Here is a 25,969-nt window from a genome sequence, read left to right on the forward strand (position 1 = left end):
AGGCCCGGGACGGCGCCTACGCCTCGGGCATGGCGGACGGCATGGACGTGAGCTTCGCCCGGCTGGACGAGGCCGCCTGACCGTCCGGCATACAGACCGCATGTCGCTCCGCCGCCTCCACGCCCAACGGCGCGAGGCGGCGGAGCTGCGGTCTGGGCGGCCACGGACCAGACCCGCCGGGGGCAGAGGCATCAGCCTGGCGAACGAAGGCCGGTCGATGCCTTTACCGGGGGCAGAGGCATCAGCCTGGCGAACGAAGGCCGGTCGATGCCTTTACCGGGGGCCGAGGCATCAGCCTGGCGAACGAAGGCCGGTCGATGCCTTTACCCGCGGTAGGTCTAGAGCTGGGGGGAGAGGAAGGCCGCGAGGGCTCCGGCATACATCGCCGGGTCCTCGGCACCCATCAGCTCGCGCGCCGAGTGCATCGACAGCATCGGCGCCCCGAAGTCGATGGTGGAGACGCCGAGCTGGGCCGAGGTCATCGGGCCGATGGTCGAGCCGCACGGCATGTCCCCCCGCGCCCCGAACTCCTGCATCGGCACCCCCGCCTGGTCGCACGCCAGCCGGAACCAGCCGGCCGAGACGGCGTCCGTGGCGTAGCGGCCCTTGACGTTGACCTTGAGCACCGGTCCGCCGTTGAGGGCGACCTGGTGGTTGGGCTCGTGCTTCTCGGGATAGTTGGGGTGCGTGGCGTGGGCCATGTCGCCCGACGCGACGACCGTCGAGGCGAGCGCCCGCTGGTAGTCGTCACGGTCGCCCCCGAGCGACCGGGTGATGCGCTCCATGATCTGCGGCAGCATCGAGGAGAAGCCGCCGCGGTCGGTCATCGACCCGATCTCCTCGTGGTCGAACAGGACCAGGACCTGCACGAACGGCGTCGACGGCCCGTCGCCGTCCACCGCGTCGACGAACGCCCGCGTGCCGCAGTAGCTCGTGCCGAGGTTGTCCAGGCGCGGGGCCGCGAGCAGCGAGCTGTCGTGGCCGAGCAGGGTCGAGGGGGTGAGGTCGTGCGTCATCAGGTCCCAGGCGAGGACGTCGTCGACGTCGCAGCCGACCTCGCGGGACAGGAACTCGCGCATGGAGGGGGCGGTTCCGCCATACCCCCAGACGGGGACGAGGTGGGTCTGCGGGTTGAGGGTGAGCCCGTCGTTGACGCCGCGGTCGAGGTGCACGGCGAGCTGCGGCACGCGCAGGGTGGGGGTGTCGACGAGCACCAGGTGCGTCTCGACGCCCGCCCGTCCGCGCACGGACACCCGCCCGGACAGGCCCAGGTCACGGTCGAGCCAGGAGTTGAGCAGCGGCCCGCCGTAGACCTCGCAGACCAGCTGGTCCCAGCCGTGCCGGTGCAGGTCGGGGTTGGGGCGGATGCGCAGGTTGGGCGAGTCGGTGTGCGCGCCCACCACCCGGAACGGCGTGGCCGCCCCGTCCGCGTGCTCGGTGGACCAGGCGGCCAGGGACCCGGCACGGATGGTGTAGAAGCGCCCGGCCTGCTGCGGCCAGGCGTCACCCTCGGCGAGCTCCACGAACCCGGCGGCGTCGAGCAGGGCGCCGGCCGACTGCACCGCGTGGAAGGGGGACGGGGACGAGTCGACGAACTGGCACAGACCGCGGGCCTCGACCTCGGGGTCGAACGAGTGGCTCATGCGGCCAGTATGCCGTCAGCCGTCGTCACGTCCGACGTCGGGCGCGCGCGCTCCGAAAGTTGCCCACAGCCCTCTCACCGCACGTCGCGCGCTTCCCTAGGATCAGGAACACGAGTCCCACCGCCGTGGTCCCGACGTGGCTCGTGGTCCTGCTGTCCGTGGGTACGTGGGTACACCCCTCTTGACCTTCGTAGCGGCGCTGCTGGCCAACGCCGTGTCCCGCAAAGGTGCCGTCGAGCTTGAGCGACGCTCCCGCCGAGAGGAGTCGATGCGCCACCTCAAGTGGGCGGCGGAGCTGGCAGTTTCCGACGATGACCGCAGGGCTCGGCGGTCCTTCGCGAGACCACGTCGAAGGTCGAGGATGCCGAGGAGCGGGGCGAAGGGGTGGTCGTCGTGCTTCGCCCGTCTCCAGAGGGCTCGGGCCCCCGGACGGATGGCCCTGGAGCCCCGTCACGCCCGTCGGTGCACGGACTACCCTGGCGATGGAGGAGGCACCATGACGAAGTACATCGCGGTGACGCGTACGCAGCGCGACGCCGCCCGCTGGATGGCAGACTGAGCCGCGGCTCAGGGTCAGCCCGTGCCGCCCTCGACCCGGCTGATCGCCGAGGCCGAACCGTCGTCACGTCCGACGTCGGGCGCGCGCTCCGCGACCAGCGGGACGACGTCGGCGATCGAGTCGACGACCCGCGTGGGGCGGTAGGGGAACAGCTCGACCTGGTGCGGGCGCGTCGACCCGGTCATGACGAGGATCGTGCGCAGCCCCGCCTCGAGCCCGGACACCACGTCGGTGTCCATGCGGTCGCCGATCATGACGGTGTGCTCGGAGTGCGCCTCGATCCGGTTGAGGGCGGTGCGCATCATCAGCGGGTTGGGCTTGCCGACGTAGTACGGCGTGCGCCCGGTGGCGGCGGTGACCAGCGCGGCCACCGAGCCGGTGGCGGGCAGGGTGCCCTCGACCGACGGGCCGCTGACGTCGGGGTTGGTCGCGATGAACCTCGCGCCGCCCTCGAGCAGCCGGATGGCCCGCGTGATGGCCTCGAAGGAGTAGGTCCGCGTCTCCCCCAGCACCACGTAGTCGGGGTCGCGCTGGGTCATCGTGTAGCCCGCCTCGGAGAGCGCGGTCGTCAGGCCGGCCTCGCCGATCACGTAGGCCGAGCCGCCCGGCCGTTGCTCGGCGAGGAAGCTGGCGGTGGCGAGGGCGGAGGTCCAGATGCAGTCCTCAGGGACGTCGATGCCGCTGGCGAGCAACCGCGCCCGCAGGTCGCGCGGGGTGTAGATCGAGTTGTTGGTCAGCACCTGGAAGCGCAGCCCGCGCTCCTGCAGCGCGGCGAGGAACTCGGCGGCGCCGGGGATGGCCTGCTCCTCGTGGACGAGCACCCCGTCCATGTCGGTGAGCCAGGACTCGATGTGGGCGTGGGTCGTCATACGGCCAGTATGGCGACCCGCCCACGACCCGTCGCCCCCGCAGGAGCCTCGTCAAGCAAGGGCTCCCAGGGGGTTGACGGGCCGCGGACATACTCGGTATACCTGTCCTAGCCAGGGGACATACTGAGTATGTCGTCTGCGGTCGGCCGGTCACCAGGGGGATGACCGGCCGGCCCCACCTCGACAGGAGACGCGATGCCGGTCCTCGAGCTCGACGACGTCCACCGCACCCACGGCACCGGCGACACCGCCGTCCACGCCCTGCAGGGGGTGACGCTGACGATCGAGCCCGGTGAGCTGGTGGCCGTCATGGGCCCCTCGGGGTCCGGCAAGTCGACCCTGCTCAACCTCGCCGGCGCCCTGGACCGCCCGACGACCGGGCGCGTGGTCATCGAGGGGCAGGAGGTCACCGCCCTGCGGCCCGACGCCCTGGCCCGGCTGCGTCGCCGCAGCGTCGGCTTCGTCTTCCAGGACTTCAACCTCATCTCGTCGCTCACCGCCGCCGAGAACGTCGCGCTGCCGCTCGAGCTCGACGGCGCCCGTCCCCGCGCCGCTCGCCGGCAGGCGCACGCGGCGCTGGAGGAGGTCGGCATCCGCGACCTCGCCGACCGCTTCCCCGACCAGATGTCCGGCGGCCAGCAGCAGCGGGTGGCCATCTGCCGCGCGCTGGTCGGCGAGCGCCGCCTGGTCCTCGCCGACGAGCCCACGGGCGCCCTGGACTCGGTCACCGGCGAGGCGATCCTGCAGGTCCTGCGGCGCCGCTGCGACCAGGGCGCGGCCGGCCTGCTCGTCACCCACGAGGCCCGGCACGCGGCCTGGGCCGACCGGGTCGTCTTCCTGCGTGACGGGGTGGTCGTCGACACGACCGGGCCGGCGGCCACGCCCGAGTCCCTGCTCGAGACGTCGGGCGCGTGAGCCGGATGACGACCCTGGCCGACCATCCCCGCACCGCCGCACGCACGCCGCAGCCACCCGGCGCGACCCGCCGCAGCCGCCTCGGCGAGTGGTGGGCCGGCTGGCGCGTCGCGCTGCGCCTGGCCCGCCGGGACACCCGCGCGCACGGCGGCCGCAGCGCCCTCGTGCTCGTGATGATCGCCCTGCCGGTCGCCCTGATGGTCGCGGCGCTGACGGGCTACGCCACCAAGGACGTCCACGGCGCCGAGGCCATCCCCGCGCAGATGGGCTCGGCGGCGGGCGCGGTGGTCGCGGCCCAGGACGGGCAGTACCCACCGAGCCCGCTCGGCGAGCAGGTCGTGACCTGCACCGGCAACGGCCCCTGCACCCCGCCGAAGCCCCTGCTGCTGCCGGGCGTCTCCGGTCCCGTCACCACGGCGCCCGTCGCGCAGGTCCACGCCGGCATCGCCACGCTCCTCGGCGCGCGCCTCCTGCCGATGGGCGACGAGCAGCTCCACGTCACCCTGGACGGGCGCCGGGTGCTCCTCGGGACCGTGCTCGTCGACGCCCGCGATCCTCTCGTCCGCGGCAAGGCCGACCTGGTCTCCGGACGCTGGCCGCAGAACCGCGACGAGGTCGTCGTCACGCAGACGGCCGTGGCCCGCGGGCTGCCCACCAGCGGGACCCTCGAGGGCCGGGTCGTGACCTATGACGACCGCGGCGACGAGACCGTCACCTCAGCGCGGCTCGCCGTCGTCGGCGTGGCCGACGCACCGGGCGCACCCAACCTAGGCCTGCCGGACCTCGTGCGCCTGCCCGGCACCCTGGCGGCCGGCCGGCCGATCGCCCTGATCGACCGCGCCACCCCGATCACGTGGGACGACGTCGCCCTGCTCGGCCGCCACGGCATCGGCGTGGTCAGCCGCTCCGTCCTGCAGGGCGGGGCGGACGGCAGCTTCGAGAGCGACTCGGGCGGGCAGCAGGACACCCTGCTCGCCATCGCCCTGCTCGCGGCGGGGCTGTTGATCGAGTCGACGCTGCTCGCCGGTCCGGCGTTCGCCGTGATCGCCCAGCGGCAGCGGCGCACCCTGGCCCTCGCCGCGGCCAACGGCGCCACCCGCGCCCAGCTGGGCCGCACCGTCCTCGCCCAGGCCCTCGTCCTCGGCGTCGTGTCCACGCTCGTCGCGACCGTGGTCGGCATCGGGCTCGGCTGGGCCGGGCTGCGCGCCTACCTGCGCTGGAACCCCCTGACGATCGTCGGCCCCTTCGACGTCCCGTGGTGGCAGCTCGCCATCGTCGTGGGGTGCGCGATCCTCGCCGCGGTGGTCGCCGCGCTGCGCCCGGCCCGCGGCCTCGGACGCATCGATGTGGTCTCGGCCCTGCGCGGCGAGGTGGCGCCCAAGCGGGCCCGCCGCTGGGTGCCCGTCGTCGGTGTCGCGCTCGCGGCGCTGGGCGGGGCCGGCATCTTCGTCACGATCGCCCTCAGCCGCACGACCCTCCTCCAGCAGCCCCGGGTCGTGGCCGGCGCCGTGGTCGCCTCGGCCGTCGTGCTGGTGGTCGGCGCCCTCCTGACGGTGCCCGCGGTCCTGGTCCTCGTCGGTCGCCTGGGCGGAGCCTTCCCGGTCCCGGTCCGTATGGCGACGCGCGACGCCTCCCGGCAGCGGGGACGCGCCACCCCCACCGTCGCCGCCATCATGGCGGGCACGATCCTGCTCGGTGCCACGACCATCGCGTTCGCGTCCATCACCGAGCGCCAGCGGATCGACTACGTGCCCTCCGCGCCGGCCGGCTGGCTCTACGGCCAGGTCTTCGGCGACGAGGCCGACCCCGGCGTCGCCGCCGCGCAGACGATCCCCGGCAGCCGGGCCTACACGATCAGCTCGGTCGCGCCGCCCGAGCGCCCGCGTGACTCTCCGGGCTCCCCGAGCTCGCCGAACGCCCCGACCCGCGCGATCGCCGCGGCGACCCCCGGCTGCACGCTCGCCGAGATCTCCTCCGACCAGACCCAGCCTCCACGGTGCCCGTCCCTCGGCTTGGGCCTGATGTACTCCTCGGCCAACCTGCAGTCCTTCGACGAGGTCGGGCTGCGCGACCTGCTCCGGCCGACGCCCGAGCAACGACGCGTCCTCGACCAGGGTGGGCTGCTCACGTCTCAGCCCGAGATCGCCCGGGCCGGGCGTCTCACGTGGCTGTCGACGGACCTCACGACCCAGCCCGACGGCACCCAGACCCCCGGGCCCGTGACCACGCTGGGGTCGATCCCGGTGGCTCTGCTGACCCCCGGGCAGGCGAGGCTCGCCGACGCCGGCAACAACGTCGACACGGCCGTCCTCGGCCCGTCCGGGATCACCCGCATCGGCGCGACGACCCATCCGCAGCACGTCCTGGTGCGGCCCGCCGACGGGACGACCATCACCGACGCCCAGCGCGACGCCTTCGCCAAGGCGGTGGCCGACCCCTCCATGGCCGAGGAGATCTCTGGCGAGGTCGTCCACGTGGAACGGGGATTCGTCGACACCTATGCCCGGCTGCGCTGGCTCATGGTCGACACCGTCGCGCTGCTGATCCTCGTGGCCACCCTCACCGCGACCGCCCTGTCGATGGGCGAGGCGCAGCGCGACCTCGCGACGCTGGCCGCCATCGGGTCGACGGGGCGCCTGCGGCGAGCCATCGCCGCCGCGCAGTCCGGCGCCCTGGCCGTGGTCGGCACCCTCGTCGGCCTCGCCGTGGGAGCCGTGCCCGGCATCGCCTTCGCCCGGGCCGCCACCGGCGGGTACGACGACGGCGGCGCCCTCGTCAAGGCCCCCACCGTCGTCGTCCCGTGGGACGTCCTCGCGGTGGCCGCGGTCGGCATACCGATCCTGGCCGCCCTGCTCGCCGCGCTCGTCGTGCGCGGCAACCCGACCCTGACCCGCCGCACCACCTGATGCCCCGACCCGGGAGAGACTGGAGACCTCATGTCGATCCGCCAAGGGCTGCTCGCCCTCCTCGCCGACCAGCCCATGTATGGCGCGCAGCTGCGCTCCGAGTTCGAGGCCCGCACCGGCGGCACCTGGCCGCTCAACGTGGGCCAGGTCTATCAGACCCTCGCCCGCCTCGACCGCGACGGCCTGGTCGTCGAGCTCGGTGACGACGACGAGGGGCGCACGACCTACGGCCTCACCGACGCCGGCCGCGCCGAGGTCGACCGGTGGTGGACGCAGCCCGTCGACCGGGAGTCCACGCCGCGCAACGAGCTGGCCATCAAGCTCGCGCTGGCCGTCACCGTGCCCGGCGTCGACGTCACCCGCATCGTGCAGGCCCAGCGCACGGCGACCATGCGCCAGCTGCGCGACCTCACCCGCATCAAGTCGTCGACCACGGGCGATCCCGACCGCACCCAGCTGGCCTGGCTGCTCGTCGTCGAGAACCTCATCTTCGGCGCCGAGTCGGAGGTCCGCTGGCTCGACCACGTGGAGGCGCGGGTGGCCCGGGCGGCGCGGGGGACGTCCGGACCCTCGACGTCACCTGGGCGCTCGTCGCACCGGGATCCGCGCGCGAATGCGCACGAATCAGCCCGAAGACAGTCATTTCGGGCGGTGGCGCGACCCCTGAATGGCGTATTGGAGGGAAGCGCAGGCAACGACGTCTGCACGACCCACGTCTCGCCAGGGGGAGCCATGTCCCGCACCATCCGTCTGATCGCCGCCTCCGCGCTGGCGGCCGCCACCGTCGCCGCCCCGGCAGTCGCCCACGCCCGACCCACCGGGCCGACGGCCCCGGCGGCCAAGACACCTGCCGCCTCCGGATTCACCCCGGTCCGCACCACGTCCTACGCCGCCACCACCCTGGCGGCCACGGCCAAGGACGGCGTGGTCGTCGTCGGCATCCGCCGCAGCACCCCCGGCGCCGCCGGCGCGGTCGTGGTGGAGGAGCAGCGCAACGGGCGCTGGACCACGCAGACCCTCCCGGGCGTCACCGCGACGGACGCCCAGGTCGTGAACGCGACCGACAAGCAGCAGTGGATCCTCACCACCGGGGCGACGCCGACCTTGTGGCGCAGCCAGGGCAACCACTACGTCAAGGTCGCCCAGCCCGCGATGCCCGCGGGCCTCGGGCAGTGGAACCCGCGCAGCCTGGCCGCCGAGGGCGGCACCGTGGCCCTGTGGGGCAGCACGCGGAGCGCAGACGGTGGGGCTTCCGCCACGGCCGCACGCCTCGTCGGCGGGTGCTGGACGGTCCTGCCCTACACCTCCCCCCAGCGCGAGCTCACCGGGCCCGCACCCGTCCCCCTGGTCGCGGTCGCCCAGGGCCGGATCGTGGGCAACCTGGGCCGCGCCGGCCTGGCCCGCGCCACCGAGGCCTTCGACGTGACCGTCACGCCCTCACGGTTCCTCGGCACGACCAGCCTCGCCGGGCCGACGGGCGAGGGCTGGTGGATCAACGACTGGGTGGTCCGGTCCGCCCGTGACATCACGACCTGGGGGACGCAGCGCTTCTTCACCGACGCGACCTACACGCGGCAGGCGATCACGGGCAGCTGCCGGCACCTGGTGGACGCGGTCCGCACCACCTGCGCCGCACCAGCCTGGGGCGTGACGGCCGCCACCGCCCTGCCCGACGGACGCCAAATCATCGGTGGCGAGGACACGACCTCGTGGGTGAGCGGGACCGGCTCGGGCCCGGTCGTCCAGGGCGGCTTCGCGGTCGTGAGCGGACAGTCCACCCCCGTGCCGGTGGCCGGCAACCCCGGTGACGCCGTCGTGGACCTTGCGGCCCGCTCGACAGTCACGTGGGCCATCACCCGCACGGGCGCGACCACGACGATCCAGCGGGCCGTGCTGCCGGCGGCGAGCAAGGCCAAGGTCGTGGCGCCCCGCCGCTGACCGCACCCCTCCCCCGCTCCCAGTCCCCAAGATCGTGAGGGTCTGGTCCACCTTTCTTGGACCAGACCCTCACGATCCTGGTGGCGCCGAGGTGGGATGTCGAGCAGCGCGAGCGGCCTAAGGGATTGTCCGCTCATCCGACCGAAAGTGACCGGGCGGGGCAGCGAACGCCGGCCTGCGCGGCTCTTGATCGTTCACCGTGCCCCGCCGGGTCACTTTGTGCCGCGTGTGGGCGCATCCAGCCGCCCTCGTGCGGTCGACCGCCGTCAGCAGGTCCGTGCAGCTAGACCGTGACCGTCTCGCTGGCGAGATGGGCGAGCGCCGGGCAGCCGGGCGCGACGACGACCTCGGCCCACGGCATCTGGCTGGCGTCCACGAACGCCTCTCCCAGCAGGTCCAGCAGCTCGGGGTGGCGCGTCCGCACCGACGACGCCATGGTCAGGTGGCGCAGCTCGACGCGGCCCGGCGTCACGACGCCGGCGACGAAGCCGACGAGCAGACCATCCATGCTCAGCGTGACGAGCCGGAATCCTTCCTCGACCGCGCAGCTCTCGATCCAGCGCGAGGCGCCGCCGGCGGCGCCGTGGGCATCTGCGCCGAAGGGCACGCGGGCGCCCACCAGCTCAAGCTGCTGCAAGACGTCGGTGATGTGGAGGGCCTCGTGGTCCGGATAGAGCGTGAGGCGCAGGCCAGGTCGGGTGGTGGGCAGGGGCTGGGCGTTCATGGATCGACCTCCCGGTGAAGGAAACCCGAGGGTGCACCGGGGACGCCACCACCGACGGGTCCAGGCCTGCCAGGCGGGGTGACCCCGCCTTCCCTCGAGGCGATGGACACGGGCGCACCGCTGCTGCGGTGCACTGGCAGGTCTTCGGACTCGTGGGCGTGGAGCCTTGCGGCTCAGCGCGACTCGCGTCGCGCGCTCCTTCACCGTCGCTTCCCAGGTGGTCGGACCCAGTGCGTATGACGATGTCGTTCCCACTCACCGCTGCGGGGCAGTCCCGGACTCTCACCGGGTTCCCTCTTGCCCCTCCCACCGAGGCGGGAGGACCAGCACCCCCAACCTAGCCGATCCCCGCCCGCTGCCCGGCGGGGAGGGGATGCGTGACAGCGAGGACGACGCGGGATGTCGCGAAAGCTGCCGCCGGGCGAGGGCGATGCGTGACAGCGCGGAGAGGTGGAGGGCCGGACCGTCCCTGCTGCCCAGGAGCGAGGACGACGCGGGATGTCGCAGAGGCTGCCGCCGGACCGGGCCGTGGGGGGCCTGGCGGGAGGCCGAGCTTGCGAGGCCGGATGGTAGGCCCGGCCCGGCGGCAGCGTAGCGACCACAGGTGACGCCATACGGCTCAGATCGCGACCCGCTCCGCCTCCGCGAGCTTGTCGGCGATGACCTCCGCGATCGCGAGCGACGCGGTAGCCGCGGGCGAGGGCGCGTTGAGCACGTGGAGCACGCGCGGGTGCTCGTGCAGGAAGTCGAAGTCCTCGACGAGCGTCCCGTCCGGGCGCATGGCCTGGGCGCGGACGCCGGCGCCGGCGCGGACGACGTCCTCGACCTGCACCTCGGGCATCATCTTCTGCGTCGCCTTGACGAAGGCCTCCTTGGAGAAGGACCGCTGGACCTCGCCGATGGAGTACTTCCAGTACTTCTGCGCGAGGCGCCAGATCCCCGGGAAGGCCGCGAGCTGGGCCATGTCCTTGGGGTTGATCTGGGTCCAGGAGTAGCCCTCTCGAGCCAGCGCGATGACGGCGTTGGGCCCGAGGTGGACGTGCCCGTCGATGCCCTTGGTGGCGTGCACCCCGAGGAACGGGAAGCGCGGGTCCGGGACGGGATAGATGAGCGCGTTGCACAGGTAGGACTTCTCGGGCGTGAGCTCGTAGTACTCGCCGCGGAACCCGACGATGCGGGTCTCGGGGCGGGCGCCCATGGCGCGGGCGACGAGGTCGGCGTTGAGGCCGCCGCAGGTGACGACCTGCTTGGCGACGATCGTGCCCTGGGTCGTCTCCACGGTGACGTCGTTGAGGCCCGGACGTCCCGACACGAGCGCGGTGCCGGTGCGGATCTCGCCGCCGGCGGCGCGGATGTCGTCCGCATAGCTCTGGCAGACGGCCTTGTAGTCGACGACGCCGGTGACCTTGACCTGCAGCGCGGCGACGCCCTCGGCGTGCGGCTCGACCTCGCGGAACTCCTCGCGGGTCATCCACTGGGTCGGCACGTCGTTGGCCTCGCAGCGCCGCTGGATCTCCTTCATCTTGTCGACCTCGTCGGCGTTGGTCGCCACGACGAGCTTGCCGTCGATCCGGTGCGGGATCCCCTTGTCCTGCAGGTACTCCACCAGGCGCACGCGCCCGTCGAAGCACAGCCGGGCCTTGTAGGACCCCGGCTTGTAGTAGACGCCGGCGTGGATCACGCCGGAGTTGTTGCCGGTCTGGTGCCGCGCGATGTCGGCTTCCTTGTCGATGACCACCACGTGGGCACCGGGCTTGCGCAGCTGCAGGGCACGGGCCGTCGCCAGCCCCACGATGCCCCCACCGACGACGAGGACGTCAGCCTCGGTCTTCATGAATTCCCCTTTCGACCCCTCTAGTCTGGCCCCGTGACCCCTGCCACGTCAGACGAGTCCCGGGAGTCGTCCGGTGGTGTCCGCTTTGCCCGCCCGAGTCGGCGCTCCTGGCCACGCTGGGTGACGGGAGCCTGGCGGAGCGTGGTCGTCCTGCTGGGTCTTGCGACGCTCACCCTCGCGTCCGGCCTGGTCGGGATCGCGGTCACCAGCGTCTGGCCCACCCAGGTCAGCACCCAGTCGTATGCCGCCACGGTCCGTCTCTCCGCGGAGCCCGACCAGCTGTCGACGCTGCACGCGCCGACGCTCTTCGGCGACCTCGACCTGCGCTTCGACGGGGTGCTGCCGGCGCCCGGCGTCAACGCGGTGGCCCGCGTCCAGGACCGCATCACCTCCGTCCTCGCCACCCGCGACCTGTCGGTGTCGGCGCTCAAGCCGACGCCCGCCGAGATCGACGACGCCGTCGCCACGACCATCACCCAGGTGGGTGGCAAGTTCGCCGGCGGCGTGCTCCTCACCTGCGTGCTCGTGGCGTTCGCCACGCGCCACTGGCGCTCGCGCGACGAGCCGTTGCGCCCGTGGCGGCGGGCGGTCGCCATACCGGCCCTGTCCCTCCTGCTCGCGCTCACCGGCACGGCAGGCGCCGCCTGGTCGACCTTCCGACCCGACCGGCTCGAGTCCGTGGGGGCGGACGGCCTGCTCGGCTATGTGCGCTCCAACACCGCGATCCTCGCCGACGTCGAGGCGCGGTCCGCGCAGGCCCAGCCCTATGTCAAGAACATGCTGGCGCTCTCGGCGGCCCTGCAGGACAAGTTCGTCCCAGCGGAGCTGGCCACCCCCGCCTCGGTCAAGATCCTGCTCGTCTCGGACATCCACGGCGCCAACGCCTATCCCCTGATGAAGCAGATCGTCGAGACCGAGGGCATCACCGCCGTCGTCGACACCGGGGACCTCGTCAACTTCGGGCGCGTGCAGGAGGCCGAGGCGGCGGGGCTGTTCACCGGCATCCGGTCGCTCGGCGTGCCCTATCTCTTCGTGCGGGGCAACCACGACGCGGCCTCCCCCACGGACGACGCCCTGGTCGAGCGGATGACGCAGGTGCCCGGCGTCGTCGTGCTCGAGCCCCGCCGCCACGCCTACACCCTCGCGACCGTCGGCGGGCTGCGGATCGGCGGCTTCAACGACCCGCGATGGTTCGGCGACACCGGTGGCGGACCGGCCACGCAGGTGCCCGCGGCCGAGGCGTTCGGCGAGGCGATGCGTGAGCTGCGCGCCGGGCGCGCCACCACCGCCCAGGAGTCCTCGACGCGTGGGGCGACGGCCTCGCCCAGCGGTGGCACGCCGGCGCCGTCGACCTCGAGCGCCGTGCCGGGGAGCACCGGTGCCTCCTCGTCGGGGGCGCCGCCGGACTCGTCGTCGGTGGCCGCTGCGGCCTCCTCGGCCGCCGCCGCGGACGCCGAGCGCGGCCTGGACGTCCTCGTCACCCACGAGCCCGCGGCGGCCGAGGTGTCGGGCGACGCCGGCATCCGGCTCCACGGCCACATGCACTCGACCGCCTTGCAGGGCAACCGGATCCAGATCGGGACCTTCACCGGCGGCGGGGTCGTCTCGCACTACATCCAGGGCGCCGACGGTGCCGAGCTCGCCGGCCAGCCCTACGCCTTCGACGTGCTCAGCTTCGGCGGCGACTGCCGCCTGCAGACGCTCACCCGCTACAGCTACCGCGACCTGCTCGAGGGGCGGCCCGTCTATGACGACGTACGCGCGATCAACGGTCGCGCGATCCAGTCACCCCTCCCGTCGACAGGGCGCGTATGCCGGGCCGACGCCCCCGTCACGCTGCAGGACGTCAGGGCGACCACCCCGGACACCTCGGCGACGCCCACCCCGTAGCCACCACGCTCGTCCAGGACCGGACGCGGGCTCGGCCCGCGCTCCCAGCGCACACTTCGCACGGTGACGACTCCTCGAGCGTGCGTCCCCCGCGCTCCCCGCGCACACCTTGCACGGTCAGCTCGGGATCGTCGTGAGCCCTTCGAGCAGCGCGTCCAGCCGCATCGCGGAGCCTCGGGCGAACCGCTCCGACACCGCGCGGAGACGGTCGCCCTCGGCATCCCCGCCCAGGACGCGGACCAGGCGATCCCGACTCCCTGGTTCGAGCGCCTCGGCTAGGTGGCGTCCGACCCTGAAGGGCCCGACCTGGTGCGGGTCCCAGTCGAATCGCTCCCCAGCGGGGTCGGCATAGCAGGCATCGAGGTAGTGACCCTGCTGGTGCGTCGCCTGAAGGAGCCTGCTGAAGTCCTGGGCATCCTTGTCCGTGCCTGGGGACCGGACGTCCCAGGCAACGAGCTTGAGCGCCACCATCAGGGGCAAGGACGCCGTGCGGATGACGACGTCGTCCCCGACGTGCAGCCGGTCGGCGTGCCTCCAGGCCTCCGCCATGCACGTCACGTCCAGCTGCGAGTCCGCCGACGTCTGCACGATGCCGTCACTGGCGAGCCCGCCATAGGGGAGGACATCGACGCCGACTCCCTCGACGTAGATCCGCACACCGTGACCTCCCCGAGGGCCGAGCTCCCCGAGCCGTTCGTCGAGCTCCCTCAGCGACGAGGTGGCCACGGCGACGTCGAGGTCATCCGTCATGCGTCCGGGATCCAGCCAGACGTCCAGCACCAGGCAGACGTCACGCGCCCAGGACCCGACGAGCATCACGTCACCCAGACGTCGGCTCAGCGTCGCCAGAGCGACCCTGACCTCGACGGGGAAGGCGTGCTCGCCGGCGTCAGAACAGGCGTCGAAGGTCCGCATGCTTCTCCCTCATGTCGGTGGCCAGCTCGCGCAGACGGGGGTCCTCGGCCGTTGCGGCATCGGCATACAGCAGGAGGGGTGGAACCGCAGGGCCCTCCCAGACCAGAGCCGGCTCCCAGAAGCGCTCCCGCAGCGTGACATTGGGCTCGCCGTCCGAGGTCAGACGGGCCAGCCGTCGCAGGTCACCCCACGGCTGGTCGGCGTAGACGATCGTGGTGAGGGGATTGCGCAGCCCGAGCCCGGCCTCCACGAGCCCCGCGTCGCCACCCCACTGGGCCGGGAGCCCACCGAGCGCCTGGTCGCGCCACCACTGCGGCCCGGGCCCCGCGAGGTCCACGCTCTTGAGCTTGGGCCTCAGCCGGGTGGCATATCCGCCGACCCAGAGCGAGGCGAGCCCTTGCGCGCCGGACAGGTGCAGCCCTCGCGGCCCCTGGAGCAGGTGGCCCTCCGCGAGCAGGTCGGCACGGGCCTGCTGCGCCGCCCCCAGGGAGATGTGACTGGCCTCGGCCAACGTCCGCAGCGGCGCGTCCGCCAGGTCCGGGCGGACCAGGATCGCGAAGACAGCACGCAGCCCCGAGGGTCGGAACGCGTGCGACGCTCGGTCACGCCCGGCGTGCTCGGTCAGGCGTCGGGGTCGTCCCTCGACCAGCAGATGCACCCCCGGCCCAGTGATCCAGCAGTTGCCCGAGGCGTCGACGTACGAGACCCCCATGGCCCGGTAGCGCTCCCCCGCCGCCCGCGATACGTAGGCCTGGGCCCGGACAAAGCCCTCGGACGGCGACGTCGTCTCGAGCTGGTTCGCTGTCGCCGGCGGTCCGGGGACGTGGCGCACCAACCATCGGGCCCCGCTCTCAGCGGTCACCTCGAGGTCGGCCGCCGCACCATCCGCAGAAGGGTTCGCCACACCGAGGCCGAGCTCCCGCAGACGATCGGCTACGGCGTCGATGACCTCATCGGGCCCGTTCACGCTCGTCATACGTTCACGATAAATGAACGATCGGCCAAAGTGAACGAATCTGCTGCGAACTCGCACGCACAACAGGCCGTATCCGCAGGCGGGGCGCGCCAGAGGGGGCGTTGTGCGTGCCAGTTCCGAGTGGCGAGGGTCGGCTGCCGTCCGCAGAGCCGTCGCGCGCCCATCACGGGCACAATCTGCGGGGTCGAAGCAGCAACCGCACGCCCACACCCCATCCACGGGCACAATCTGCGGGCGCGACGCACCAACGCCGCGTCAGGGGGTGGGGGTGACCCAGCGCTGCTGGTAGGGCTCGAGCGTCAGCTCCCACCACAGGTCGTCGCCCGTGATCGCGTCGCGCAGCCCCGACAGGGGCCCGAACCGGTCGAAGCCGTGCAACGACACGTGCTGCGGCGACGCCGTGAGGTTGGCGAGCGCCAGCACGTGCCCGCGCGGGCCGGTCCGCAGCAGCGCGAACACCGCGTCGTTGCCGAGCGAGAGCGCCTCGGTGGAGGTCTGGGCGTGCAGCTGGGGCAGCGCCTGACGGGTGCGGACGAGCCGCTGCAGCCCACCGAACACCTGCCCCTCGACGGTGGTCGGGTCGTGGCGCCGCTCGGCCGCGACCCAGTCCATCGCGGGCCGGTGGATCCACCGGTTGTCCTCGGCCAGAGCGGGGTCCGCGAGGTAGGAGTGGTCGTTGAGCAGGCCGATCTCGTCGCCCATGTAGATCAGCGGGACGCCGCCGAGCACGAGCACCAGCCCCTGCACCAGCAGGATGCGTCGTATGGCGAGCTCGACCGCCGCCTCGTCCCCCTCCGCCTGGGCTCGCTCCAGCCCGCACAGCGACGCGAGCGTGCCGGAGATCCGGCGGTCGCGGGTGACGGGGTTCTCCTGGAATACCTCGCCGACCGCCCACGAGCCGGGGTGCGCGCCGGAGTAGAAGTCGGACAGGAAGGACCGGTGCCAGAAGCCGTCGAGCCCCACGGCGGCGGCGTTGTCGTCGGTGACGGCCCAACCGATGTCGTCGTGCAGGCGGGCATAGGTCAGCCAGGCGACGCTGGGCGGGATCTGGGGCATGGCCCGCAGGGTGTGGGTGAGCAGCCGGGCGTCGCCCTCGGCGAGCGCCGACCACAGGGCGACCATGTAGACGTTGTGGTAGGCGAGCTCGCACTCCTTGGCGGTGGCGGCGCCCTGCCCGAGGTAGGGGACGAGGTCCTCGGGCGACACGATCGCCTCGGCGAGCAGGATGACGCCGGGCATGGCGAGGCGCGTGAGGGCGCGGAACGCCTGCAGGATCAGGTGCGCCTCGGGCTGGTTCTGGCAGGTGGTGCCGAGCCGCTTCCACATGAACGCCACGGCGTCGAGGCGGACGACCTCGACGCCCGCGTTGCCGAGGTAGCAGATGACGTCGAGCATCTCCTCGAGCACCCGGGGGTTCGCGTAGTTGAGGTCCCACTGGTAGTCGTTGAAGGTGGTCCAGACCCACTGGCGGATCTCGGGGACCCAGGTGAAGTTGCCGGGCGCGAAGTCGGGGAAGACCTCGGGCAGCGACGCCTCCCACCGGTCGGGCTGCTCGCGGTCGGGGTAGAAGAAGTAGTAGTCGCGGTAGGCCAGGTCCTCGGGCGTCGTGCCCGTCACGGCCCGGCGGGCCCACTCGTGCTCCCGCGCCGTGTGGTTGCAGACCAGGTCCACGACCAGCGAGACGCCGCGACCGCGCAGGGTGGTGGCGAGCGCGCGGAGCTCGTCCATCGAGCCGAGACGGGGGTCGGTCGCGCGGTAGTCGCGGACGGCATACCCCCCGTCGTTGGCACCCTCGCGGGGCTCGAGCACCGGCATCAGGTGCAGGTAGCCGACCCCGAGCTCACCGAGGTAGTCCAGCCGCCCGGGCAGCGTCGCGAAGGACCCGCTGAACCGGTCGGTGTAGCAGACGTAGCCCACGAGCTCGGAGCGCTGGAACCAGTCGGGCTGCGAGAGGCGCCGCTCGTCGAGCACCCGCAGCTCCTGCGAGCGCGTCGCGTAGGCCCGCGCGGCGACCGTCACCAGCCGCTCGAGCACCTGGCCGAGGTCGTGCTCGCCGTACAGCTCGGCGACGGGTCGCAGCACGTCCGCCCACAGCGCCTCCAGGCGCACGTCGAAGATCTGCTGCTCCAGCGGGCTCAGGTCGAGCCACTCGGGCAGGTCGTGGTGGGCGCGGGGGATGGCAGGCACGTGAACTCCGGGTGACGGGCGGTCGAGCGGGGGACCAAGGGGCATCGTTCCACGAGGGGGCGGGTGGCGCACCAGGGGTCCGGGTCGGCGATGATGGGCGGGTGAGTGCGACGGAGCATCGTGAGATCGAGCGCAAGTACGACGTCGAGGCGGGGGCGGCGCTGCCCTCGCTCGTGACCCTGCCGGGCGTGGACCGGGTCGAGCAACGGCCACCGGTCGAGCTCGACGCGATCTATCTCGACACCGACGACCTGGCGCTGGCGCGGGCCCGCATCACGCTGCGCCGCCGCACCGGTGGTGGCGACGAGGGCTGGCACCTCAAGCTCCCCGCGCGCAAGGACGTGCGCCGCGAGCTGCACGCCCCGCTCGGCGACCCGCCGACCGGCGAGGACGGTCAGGAGGACCTCACCCGCCTCGAGGTCCCCGCCGACCTGCTCCCCCACGTCCTGGCCCACACCCGGGGACGAGCCCTCACCCCGGTCGTGCGGCTCACCAACCAGAGAGTCACCACCGAGCTGTATGCCGGAGACGAGGCGCGGACCTTCCTCGCCGAGGTGTGCTCCGACACCGTCACCGCCACGCCCCTGCGCGCGGGCGTCGACCCGTCCGCGTGGAGCGAGTGGGAGGTCGAGCTGGTCGACGGGCCCGTGCCGCTGCTGGACGCCGTGGAGCGGGTCCTGCTGGCGGGCGGCGCCCACCCCGCCGCGGGCCCCTCCAAGCTGGCCCGCGCCCTCGGCCCCCTCGCCCCGCCGCCGCCGGCCGTGCACACCGTCCCCAAGAAGCCCACCGCCGGCCAGGTCATGATGGCGGCCCTGCAGACCACCGTCGAGCGGCTCAAGGCCGAGGACGCGGGTGCCCGCACCGGCGCGCCTGACGCCGTCCACCAGATGCGCGTCGCGACCAGGCGGCTGCGCACGCTGCTGTCGACATACGGCCCCCTGCTCGACGACGAGCTGACCACCCACCTGCGCACCGAGCTCAAGGTGCTGGCCGACACCCTCGGTGGCGCCCGCGACGCCGAGGTGCTGCGCGAGCGGCTGCTCGCCCTGGTCGAGACCCAGCCGTCCCAGGCGGTGCTCGGCCCGGTCGCCGACCGCATCGACACCGAGCTCGGCAAGGACTACGAGCGCGCCATGACGCGGCTGCGCCGAGGGCTGGAGCACGAGCGCTACTACGCGCTGCTCGACGAGCTCGACGCCCTGGTCACCGCTCCCCAGACGACGCCGCTCGCCGACGACCCGGCCCGCCTGGTCGTGCCCCGCCTGCTCGGCCGCGACTGGCGCCGGATGCGCCGCGCCGTCCGTCAGGCCTCGGCGATCGACGACCCGGCCCGCGCCGAGACCGCGCTGCACGAGGTGCGCAAGGCGGCCAAGCGGCTGCGCTACGCCGCCGAGTCGACCACCGTGGTCCTGGGTCTGCGCGGCAAGCAGCTCGGGAAGTCCAGCGAGAACCTCGCCGAGGTGCTCGGTGAGCACCAGGACAGCGCCATCACGCAGGAGGCGCTGCGCGACCTCGGCCTGCGGGCCCAGCGGCACGGCGAGAACGCCTTCACCTACGGCCGCCTGCAGGGCATCGAGGAGGCGCTGCAGGGCGAGCTCGCGTCCAAGGACTACCGCAAGGCGGTCGGCAAGGTCGCCAAGCGTCGCCTCAAGGGCTGGAAGCAGGTCTAGCGGCCGTGCTGACCGCGCTCCCGGCAGCCGTGCTGGCCGGGGTGCTCATCGGTGTCGTCATGGGTGCCCTCGGGGGTGGCGGCGCCGTGCTGCTGGTGCCCGTGCTGGCCTTCGGCTTCGGCGTCGACGCGGTCCCGGCCACCACGATGTCGCTGGTGGCCGTCGGCCTCTCCTCCCTCGTCTCGGCCTGGTCCTCCGGCCGCCGGAGCCTGGTCGATGCCCGTATGGCGGGGGCCTTCGTCCTGTGCGGGGTGCTCGGATCGGCCCTGGGGACCCGGCTGTCGCACCTGGTGGACGGGGACCTGCTGCTGGCGATGTTCGGCGGGCTGCTGCTGGTCATCGCGGCGCTGATGGTGCGCCGCGGGCGGGACGCCGGGGCCTCCGACCCGGGGGTACCCGTCCACCGGGGCCAGCCTGACGTGATGCTGGTCGGCGCGGCTGCTCCGGCGGGGTCGCACCGGGTGGCGCACCGCACCCGGTGGGGGCGTCTGGTGGGCGCGGCGACCGGGGTGAGCCTGCTGACCGGGTTCTTCGGCGTGGGCGGAGGCTTCGCGATCGTGCCGGCGCTGACGCTGCTGCTGCGGGTGCCGATGCGCGTGGCGGTGGGCACGTCCCTGCTGGTCATCGCGGGGAACTGCCTCACGTCCCTGGTCTGGCGGTGGCCCACCCTCGCGCGGCTGGACTGGCCGCTGACCGTCGCGCTGACGGTGTCGATGGTCGTGGGCGGCCTGCTCGGTGGGCGGGTGGGACGCCGCGTGCCCGCACCCCGGCTGCAGCTGGCGTTCGGCATACTCCTCGTGCTCGTCGCCGCGGTCACCCTGGTGCAGACCCTGCGCACCTAGCGTTATGAGGTTTAGGTCGGTTTATTTGATCTGGATAAACCGCTATAACTCTTGTAAAGTACGTCGATGAAGGCGCTCACGAACCCTTACACACCCAATGCTGGGGCTAAGCGCAGGCTGTGGTCGGCCGCGACGACCAGCTGGAGTCGTTCACCTTGCTGCTGGCCCGCATCGAGGCCGGTCGGACCGAACAATCCATGATCATCACCGGGCTCCGCGGCGTCGGGAAGACGGTACTCCTCGGTCAGTTCAGGACGAAGGCACTCGAGCGGGACTGGGTCGTGGTGGAGCTCGAGGTCAGCAAGAACGATGAGTCCGAGTTCCGGCGAGACATGGCCTCACGCCTACGCACTGCGCTCTTCGAACTCTCCCCGAGGGCGAGGTGGACCGAGCGATTTCGTCACGCTGCTGCTGTTCTGCAGTCCTTCACCCTCAGCGTGGATGCCAAGGGCACGTGGTCCGCGGGCCTTGACGTGGACGCGGTCGAGGGATTTGCGGACCACCAGAACCTGGCCCTGGATCTTACGGACGTCTTCCTCGCCATCGGTCAGGCCGCGTCAGAGGGTGGGCGGGGCGTCGTACTGCTGTTCGACGAGATCCAGTTCCTCAACAAGCAACAGCTCGAGGCGGTCATCGAGGCACTCCACAAGATGGTTCAGCGCAAACTGCCTATCACGCTGGTCGGCGCCGGCCTGCCGCAGATCGCCGAGCTGGCGGGTGACGCGAAGTCCTATGCGGAGCGGTTGTTCACGTTCCCTGCCATCGACGTCCTTGCGCCAGAGGACGCTCGCACTGCTCTATCCCGCCCTGCGCAGGACGAAGGAGCGCGATACACGGATGAGGCGTTGAGCGAAGCCGTCACCATCACCGGCGGCTATCCGTACTTCCTGCAGGAGCTGGGCTACGCAGTGTGGACGGTGGCCGAAGGTCCCGTCATCAGCCGAGACGACGTCCTGGCAGCCGTGCCCGGCTACGAAGCAAAACTGGACGAGTCCTTCTTTCGCGTCAGACTCGACCGCGCTACAGCCTTGCAGCGCTCTTACTTGCGGGCGATGGCCCAGCTCGGGCCTCAGCCCCACAAGGCGTCCGATGTTGCTGAGGTCATGCGGAGAACGTCGCAGAACCTCGCACCGACACGCGCCGAGCTCATCAACATGGGTCTGCTGTACACCCCCGAGCACGGCTATGCGGCCTTCACGGTTCCTCACTTCGATCGATTCATCATGCGCGCGGTGCCAGTTCTCGATGTTCCGCCGTTGCGGCGGCACAGCAGGCGCTAGTGGCCGAGTCGCGCGAAGGACTCGGCGTTGGATCCCAGGCCCGTTGGCGCAGGAGTCTCAGACGTGGCCCGGCCATGAGCGTCTTGAACGTGGGTGATAGGACTGGAGACCACCCCTCAGGAGGAGACGCCATGTCCGAGCACAGTCGCACCATCACCGTCCACGCGCCCGCCGACGTCACCTTCGGGTACCTCAGCGACGCACGGCACCTGCCGGACTTCATGCCGCGGATGCGTCGCGTGGAGCCGCACGACGACGGCACCGTGACGGTCACCGCGGTCGTGACCCCCGACGGCACGCGCGAGCTCGAGGTGCAGGGGACGGCCTGGCTCGAGGTCGACCAGGAGGCGCGGGCGATGCGCTGGGGCTCGGAGCGGCACAGCTATCGCGGCTCCCTGACCGTCGAGGGCGACGTGGAGAGCGACGTCGAGGGCGACATCGAGGGCGACGCGGAGTCGACGGTCGAGATCAGCCTGAGCACCGAGCACGGCGACCCCGCCACCATCGACGCCGGGCTGGACCGGGCGCTCGAGGCGATCGCCGCGCGCATCGAGGCGCGCGCCTGACTACTCGGGGTAGCCCTCGAGCGGGAGCTGCCCCGCGGTCACCTTGGCCTGTTCCTCGCGTTCCTCCTCGGTGGGCGGGAGGGGCAGGTGCACCGCCCGCAGCGTGGCGTTGGCGAAGGCCACGATCGGCACGGCGAACAACGCGCCGGCCACCCCCGCGACCGACGTCCCCGCGAGGACGGCCAGGGCCACCCCGAGCGGGTGGACCTCGACGTTGCGGCTCATGATGAGCGGCTGCAGCAGGTGCGCCTCGAGCTGCACGAGGACGACGATCGTGATGGCGACGACCGTGGCCGCGGCAGGTCCGTGCTCGATGAGGCTGACGATGATGCAGAAGATCCCGGTCACCGTCATGCCGATCAGCGGGATGAACGACCCGACGAAGATCAGGACCGACAGCGCCAGCGCCAGGGGCACCTCGAGGACGTGCAGGACGACGTAGATCGTGGTCGCGTGCAGCGTCGCGATGATCGTCACGCCGCGCATGTAGCCGCCGAGCGTGTGCCACCCGACGCGACCGACCTGGTCGATGCGGCGGCGCGAGCTCGTCGGCAGCAGGCCGAGCACCCAGCGCCAGATGACCTCGCCGTCACGCAGCAGGAAGAACGTGCTCAGCAGGAGCAGCAACCCGCCCGCGATGACGTGCGAGAGCGTGGACAAGGTGGTGATCGCGCCGGTCACGAGCGTGCCCTGGTTCTTGGAGATGGTGTCCGAGAGCTCCTGGATGTACTTCTCGACCTGGGAGTCGCTCAGGCGCAGCGGCCCCTCGCGCAGCCACCGGCTCGCGTCGTCGAGGAACTGGGTGAACTGCTCCGTCATACGAGGCGCGTTGGCGGAGATCTGCAGCGCCACGAACGTCCCGATCGCCCCGATCACCGCGATGCCGAGCAGCAGCGCCAGGAAGGCCGCCAGCGAGTGTGGGACGTGCGCCCCGCGGTGCAGCCGCCGCTGGACGGGGCCGAGCACGGCCGTGAGCAGCAGGGCGACGACGAAGGGGATCGTGACGATGGGGACGGCCGCCAGCGCCTGGGCGACGAGATAGACCGCCGCGACGATCAGCAGCAGCCGCCAGCTCCAGGCCGCCGCGACCCGCACCCCACGGGGGACCGGGTCGGACTCGGGGCGCGTGGGCTCGGGCATGGTGACGTGCACGGTCGTGGACATCGGCTCGTGCTGGCCGGCGGCCGTGCTCCCCCACTGCGAGGGTGGCGGCGCGTCGAGCCGGGCTCGGACGGTGCGCGTGATCGAGCCCACCGCGCCGCGCAACCGGCCCGCCTCGCCGCTCGGAGGGGTGCCTCCGCCATCGGCCTCGCGGCCACCGTCGCGCGGCTGCGCGTCGTCGTGCTCCATGTCAGTCCTCTCGTCCCCCGCCTGGCCTTCGCCAGTCATTGTGCCCGGCCCAGCCTGTGAGTCCCCTGCCGGATCTACCTGAGGTCGTCACAGGCGCCTGGCGGGCGAACCCAGGCCGATGTGCCTACCTCAGGTGGTCACATCAGCCTGGCGTGCTAACCCAGGCCGATGTGACGACCTGAGGTAGGTCTAGAAGCGGCCGGCGAGGCGCAACGGCTTGGGCCGGCCGTCCGGGTCGTGCACGAGCTCGTAGACCACCCGGGCCCACGCCTTGGTGAACGACGACTGCTCCACCGGGGGGATGCGGCGCAACCGACCCGGAGGCCGCTCACCGACGCGCCCGCCGCCGTGCCAGTCCTCGAGGCGCCGGGCGCAGTCGGCATACGCGGCGAACATCCCCTCGGCGGTGAGGCAGTCCGCCATCACCGCGGCGATCTCGGCGTCGGTCGCGTCCGTCGGCAGCTCGCGACCCAGGTGCTCCGCCGCGAGCCGCAGCCGCAGGCGCCGGGCATAGGCGTTGTGGTCCTCGCCCTCGTCGTCCCACACCACCGCGGACAGCTCGGAGTCGTGCGTCCACGAGCGCCGGTTGAAGTTGTCGGACCCGATCGTGGCCCAGCGGTCGTCCATGACGCAGACCTTGGCGTGGACGTAGACGGGTGTGCCGGCGAGGTTCTCGATGCCGTAGAGCGCGAACCGGTCGCCGCCGGCCTCCTCGATCAGCCGCACCGCCTGGTCGCGGCCGTAGAGCTGCGGCGTGCGCGACATCGGGCTGCTCTGGTCGGGCACCTGCGGCAGGATCGCGATCACGTGCAGGCCCGGGCTGGACTGCAGGGTCTCGATGAACTGCTCGGCGACGTCCTTGGACCAGAGGTACTGGTCCTCGATGTAGATGAGGTGCTCGGCGCGCTCCAGCGCCTTGGAGTAGCCGCGGGCCACGCTGCGCTCGCCGCCCCGCGCATAGGGGTAGTCGCGGCCGTGCCGCAGGTCGGGATAGGTGCGCAACAGCTGGACGTGGTGGGTCGCGCCGGAGATGGCGGGCGGTGGGGGCGTCTGCTCGGGGAGCGGGTCCGGGTCCGTGTCGTCGCCGCGCAGCTTGTCGCCCATCATGCGGATCGGGCTGCGAGACAAGGGGGTCGGATCGTTCCAGCGCTCGCGGAACACCGTCTCGACGTCGTGCACGGCCGGCCCCTCCAGGCGCACCTGCACGTCGTGCCAGGGCGGGCTGTCGCCGAACTCCTCGGCCATGCTCTGCGCCTGCGGGTCGCCGTGGTGGTCGTCGTCGTCGCGCCGCGAGTGGCACAGGTCGATGCCGCCGACGTAGGCGACGTCCCGCGTCGGGTCGTCGCGGTGCCGGATGACGACGAACTTCTGGTGGTGGCTGCCGCCGGTGCGCACCCGCATGTCGAGCAGCACCTCGGCCCCGGCGCTCTGCAGCTGCTCGCCGAAGCGGCGGTTCTCGGCGCCGGAGAACGCCAGCTTGTCCCAGTGCGAACGCCACACGAGACCGCGCACGTCCACGCCGCGACGGGCCGCGCGCGACAGCACCGAGGCGATCTCGGAGTTGGGGTCGTCGGCCACCAGCCGCTCGTCGGGGTCCCCGCGCCAGTCGGTGAACCACAGCAGGTCGCCCGGCCCGGCCGCCTCGATCCGGGGATACAGGTCCGCGAAGTACTGCCGCCCGTGGATCAGCGGCGTCGCCACGTTGCCGTCGCTCCACGCCTGGTCGCCGGGGTGCTGGTCGTCGATCGTGGTGCGCGGGTTGGCGCGCTCGGACCGGGTGATCAACCATTCACGGATCGACATGGCCCCCATACTGACGCGCATGACGCCCTCCGGGCCACCGACCGACCACATCTGCCGTGGTCTCCGGGCAGATGCGCAGCCGCCGCCCAGGTGGTCCGGAGACCTCAGCCGGCCGCGATGAGGGCCACGGCGACCGCGCACGCGACCAGACCCGCGACCTGGGCCCGCGAGGCCCGCTCACCGAGCAGGGCCATCGCCAGCAGCACCGTGAACGCCGGGTAGAGGGAGGCCACGACGGGGACGACGGTGAGCTGCCCGGCAGCCTCGCCTGCCTGCCCGGCGGCCTGGCCGGAAGCCTCGCCACCGGACTGCCCGGCCAGGAAGTAGGTCAACGACCCCAGGGCGCCGGTGACCCCGACGATCCACGCGGGCAGCGCCGCCCGCACCGACCCCTCCGGCCGCTGCTGCGCCACGATCCCCCACATCACGACCAGCGACACCAGCTGGCACACCGCCACCGGCCAGGACCCCGACCCCGGAGCGGCCTGCGCCAGCGCGATGAAGAACACCGCGAAGCCGACCCCCGCCAGCAGCCCGTCGCGCACCCCGGCCCGCCTCGCCGGGGGCGGCGCGGACGGCATACGGCCATGGTCGGGCTCGACCAGGTGGGTCTCGCCGGGGGCCGACCCAGGGTCGCTCTCACCCGCGGCCACCGCCCACACGGCCGGGAGGGCCAGGACGATGCCGACGACCGCGAGGGGCGAGGGCCGCTCGCCCAGGGCGACCCCGAGGATCACCGGCAGACCCGCCGCGCACACGGCCGACAGCGGGCCGGCGACGTGCATCGAGCCACGGGCCAGCCCGCGCATGAGCATGAGGGTGCCCGAGCAGTGCCCGATCGACGCGGCGGCGCCCCAGAGGAGGGCGTCCTGGGTGAGCGGCTGACGCTGGGCGAGGGCGACGAGCGTGATCCCCGTCGCGGAGAAGGTCTGCGCCACCGCACCGACGATCAGGAAGTGCCGCCGCCGCGACTGCACGCCGGACAGGAAGTCAGAGACGCCGTAGAGGACGGCCGACGCGAGGGCGAGCGGGATGGCGAGCACCCCTTGAACCTACCGGGGGCAGGATCATCAGCCTGGCGAACGAAGGCCGGTCGATGCCT

The 25,969-nt window shown here is 72.5% G+C and carries 18 protein-coding genes and 1 riboswitch; of the genes, 8 read left to right on the forward strand and 10 right to left on the reverse strand.

Features of this window, described 5'->3' with window-relative positions; genetic code table 11:
- Window positions 1-338 precede the first annotated feature (338 nt).
- A complete protein-coding gene (locus K313_RS0114010) occupies window positions 339-1,643 on the reverse strand; it encodes a M18 family aminopeptidase (protein WP_029212133.1) in 1,305 nt (434 codons plus the stop codon).
- 573 nt (window positions 1,644-2,216) lie between these two features.
- The gene (locus tag K313_RS0114015) at window positions 2,217-3,071 is read right to left on the reverse strand and encodes an HAD-IIA family hydrolase (RefSeq protein ID WP_029212134.1); all 855 of its coding nucleotides are present in this window, start codon (window positions 3,069-3,071) and stop codon (window positions 2,217-2,219) included.
- A 195-nt stretch (window positions 3,072-3,266) separates the two neighbouring features.
- Here K313_RS0114015 and K313_RS0114020 point away from each other — a divergent pair, with 195 nt between their 5' ends.
- From K313_RS0114020 to K313_RS24820, 3 genes are read left to right on the forward strand one after another with little or no spacing between them, the layout of a single operon-like run.
- Entirely contained in the window at window positions 3,267-3,986 is a 720-nt protein-coding gene (locus tag K313_RS0114020) for an ABC transporter ATP-binding protein (protein ID WP_029212135.1), read from the forward strand.
- Between the two features lie 5 nt (window positions 3,987-3,991).
- On the forward strand, window positions 3,992-6,892 hold the full coding sequence (locus K313_RS0114025) for an FtsX-like permease family protein (RefSeq protein ID WP_034253300.1): 2,901 nt from the start codon (window positions 3,992-3,994) through the stop codon (window positions 6,890-6,892).
- Window positions 6,893-6,922: 30 nt separating this feature from the next.
- The gene (locus K313_RS24820; RefSeq protein ID WP_029212137.1) at window positions 6,923-8,830 is read left to right on the forward strand and encodes a helix-turn-helix transcriptional regulator; all 1,908 of its coding nucleotides are present in this window, start codon (window positions 6,923-6,925) and stop codon (window positions 8,828-8,830) included.
- Window positions 8,831-9,113: 283 nt separating this feature from the next.
- Here K313_RS24820 and K313_RS0114035 read toward each other — a convergent pair whose 3' ends face one another.
- Together K313_RS0114035 and lhgO are read right to left on the reverse strand one after the other, a co-directional pair.
- Window positions 9,114-9,554 (reverse strand): hypothetical protein, encoded by a 441-nt coding sequence (locus tag K313_RS0114035; RefSeq protein ID WP_029212138.1) that lies wholly within the window; start codon window positions 9,552-9,554, stop codon window positions 9,114-9,116.
- Window positions 9,555-9,672: 118 nt separating this feature from the next.
- Window positions 9,673-9,897, reverse strand: a riboswitch (cobalamin riboswitch).
- 276 nt (window positions 9,898-10,173) lie between these two features.
- Window positions 10,174-11,388 carry an L-2-hydroxyglutarate oxidase gene (lhgO, locus tag K313_RS0114040; protein ID WP_029212139.1) on the reverse strand — a complete coding sequence of 405 codons (1,215 nt, stop codon included), beginning with the start codon at window positions 11,386-11,388 and terminating at the stop codon, window positions 10,174-10,176.
- 141 nt (window positions 11,389-11,529) lie between these two features.
- Between lhgO and K313_RS0114045 the strand changes: the two genes are divergently transcribed.
- Window positions 11,530-13,278 (forward strand): metallophosphoesterase family protein, encoded by a 1,749-nt coding sequence (locus K313_RS0114045; RefSeq protein ID WP_029212140.1) that lies wholly within the window; start codon window positions 11,530-11,532, stop codon window positions 13,276-13,278.
- A gap of 117 nt (window positions 13,279-13,395) precedes the next feature.
- Here K313_RS0114045 and K313_RS22515 read toward each other — a convergent pair whose 3' ends face one another.
- From K313_RS22515 to K313_RS0114060, 3 genes are all read right to left on the reverse strand, one after another.
- Complete coding sequence (locus K313_RS22515; protein WP_029212141.1) at window positions 13,396-14,193, reverse strand: hypothetical protein; 798 nt, start codon at window positions 14,191-14,193, stop codon at window positions 13,396-13,398.
- Window positions 14,168-15,169, reverse strand: a complete 1,002-nt coding sequence (locus K313_RS0114055) for a type IV toxin-antitoxin system AbiEi family antitoxin (RefSeq protein ID WP_019286632.1) — start codon at window positions 15,167-15,169, stop codon at window positions 14,168-14,170. The genes K313_RS22515 and K313_RS0114055 overlap by 26 nt, the downstream gene beginning before the upstream one ends.
- A gap of 255 nt (window positions 15,170-15,424) precedes the next feature.
- Window positions 15,425-17,356 (reverse strand): amylosucrase, encoded by a 1,932-nt coding sequence (locus K313_RS0114060; protein ID WP_029212142.1) that lies wholly within the window; start codon window positions 17,354-17,356, stop codon window positions 15,425-15,427.
- A 101-nt stretch (window positions 17,357-17,457) separates the two neighbouring features.
- Here K313_RS0114060 and K313_RS24725 point away from each other — a divergent pair, with 101 nt between their 5' ends.
- The 4 genes from K313_RS24725 to K313_RS0114080 all read left to right on the forward strand — a co-directional run bounded on the left by K313_RS24725 (window position 17,458) and on the right by K313_RS0114080 (window position 21,714).
- Complete coding sequence (locus K313_RS24725; protein WP_029212143.1) at window positions 17,458-19,026, forward strand: CYTH and CHAD domain-containing protein; 1,569 nt, start codon at window positions 17,458-17,460, stop codon at window positions 19,024-19,026.
- Window positions 19,027-19,031: 5 nt separating this feature from the next.
- Window positions 19,032-19,868: a sulfite exporter TauE/SafE family protein gene (locus tag K313_RS0114070; RefSeq protein ID WP_029212144.1), complete on the forward strand. Its 837-nt coding sequence runs from the start codon at window positions 19,032-19,034 to the stop codon at window positions 19,866-19,868.
- A 119-nt stretch (window positions 19,869-19,987) separates the two neighbouring features.
- Window positions 19,988-21,148 (forward strand): ATP-binding protein, encoded by a 1,161-nt coding sequence (locus K313_RS21210; protein WP_240483991.1) that lies wholly within the window; start codon window positions 19,988-19,990, stop codon window positions 21,146-21,148.
- 131 nt (window positions 21,149-21,279) lie between these two features.
- Window positions 21,280-21,714, forward strand: a complete 435-nt coding sequence (locus tag K313_RS0114080; RefSeq protein WP_029212145.1) for an SRPBCC family protein — start codon at window positions 21,280-21,282, stop codon at window positions 21,712-21,714.
- Here K313_RS0114080 and K313_RS21215 read toward each other — a convergent pair whose 3' ends face one another.
- From K313_RS21215 to K313_RS0114095, 3 genes are all read right to left on the reverse strand, one after another.
- Window positions 21,715-23,064, reverse strand: a complete 1,350-nt coding sequence (locus K313_RS21215; protein WP_029212146.1) for an AI-2E family transporter — start codon at window positions 23,062-23,064, stop codon at window positions 21,715-21,717.
- A gap of 189 nt (window positions 23,065-23,253) precedes the next feature.
- Window positions 23,254-24,867: a phospholipase D family protein gene (locus tag K313_RS0114090; RefSeq protein ID WP_029212147.1), complete on the reverse strand. Its 1,614-nt coding sequence runs from the start codon at window positions 24,865-24,867 to the stop codon at window positions 23,254-23,256.
- A gap of 104 nt (window positions 24,868-24,971) precedes the next feature.
- The gene (locus tag K313_RS0114095) at window positions 24,972-25,910 is read right to left on the reverse strand and encodes a DMT family transporter (protein ID WP_019286643.1); all 939 of its coding nucleotides are present in this window, start codon (window positions 25,908-25,910) and stop codon (window positions 24,972-24,974) included.
- Window positions 25,911-25,969 lie beyond the last annotated feature (59 nt).

Origin of the sequence: Arsenicicoccus bolidensis DSM 15745 (genome assembly GCF_000426385.1) — a bacterium.
GTDB classification, from domain to species: Bacteria; Actinomycetota; Actinomycetes; order Actinomycetales; family Dermatophilaceae; genus Arsenicicoccus; species Arsenicicoccus bolidensis.

What these genes read in the sequence shown, in the direction of transcription:
- K313_RS0114035 (WP_029212138.1), bottom strand. Translation starts at nt 9,554, where the DNA reads ATGAACGCCCAGCCCCTGCCCACCACCCGACCTGGCCTGCGCCTCACG.
- K313_RS21215 (WP_029212146.1), bottom strand. Translation starts at nt 23,064, where the DNA reads ATGGAGCACGACGACGCGCAGCCGCGCGACGGTGGCCGCGAGGCCGAT.
- K313_RS0114055 (WP_019286632.1), bottom strand. Translation starts at nt 15,169, where the DNA reads ATGACGAGCGTGAACGGGCCCGATGAGGTCATCGACGCCGTAGCCGAT.
- K313_RS0114020 (WP_029212135.1), top strand. Translation starts at nt 3,267, where the DNA reads ATGCCGGTCCTCGAGCTCGACGACGTCCACCGCACCCACGGCACCGGC.
- K313_RS24820 (WP_029212137.1), top strand. Translation starts at nt 6,923, where the DNA reads ATGTCGATCCGCCAAGGGCTGCTCGCCCTCCTCGCCGACCAGCCCATG.
- lhgO (WP_029212139.1), bottom strand. Translation starts at nt 11,388, where the DNA reads ATGAAGACCGAGGCTGACGTCCTCGTCGTCGGTGGGGGCATCGTGGGG.
- K313_RS0114015 (WP_029212134.1), bottom strand. Translation starts at nt 3,071, where the DNA reads ATGACGACCCACGCCCACATCGAGTCCTGGCTCACCGACATGGACGGG.
- K313_RS0114090 (WP_029212147.1), bottom strand. Translation starts at nt 24,867, where the DNA reads ATGTCGATCCGTGAATGGTTGATCACCCGGTCCGAGCGCGCCAACCCG.
- K313_RS0114025 (WP_034253300.1), top strand. Translation starts at nt 3,992, where the DNA reads ATGACGACCCTGGCCGACCATCCCCGCACCGCCGCACGCACGCCGCAG.
- K313_RS0114010 (WP_029212133.1), bottom strand. Translation starts at nt 1,643, where the DNA reads ATGAGCCACTCGTTCGACCCCGAGGTCGAGGCCCGCGGTCTGTGCCAG.
- K313_RS0114080 (WP_029212145.1), top strand. Translation starts at nt 21,280, where the DNA reads ATGTCCGAGCACAGTCGCACCATCACCGTCCACGCGCCCGCCGACGTC.
- K313_RS22515 (WP_029212141.1), bottom strand. Translation starts at nt 14,193, where the DNA reads ATGCGGACCTTCGACGCCTGTTCTGACGCCGGCGAGCACGCCTTCCCC.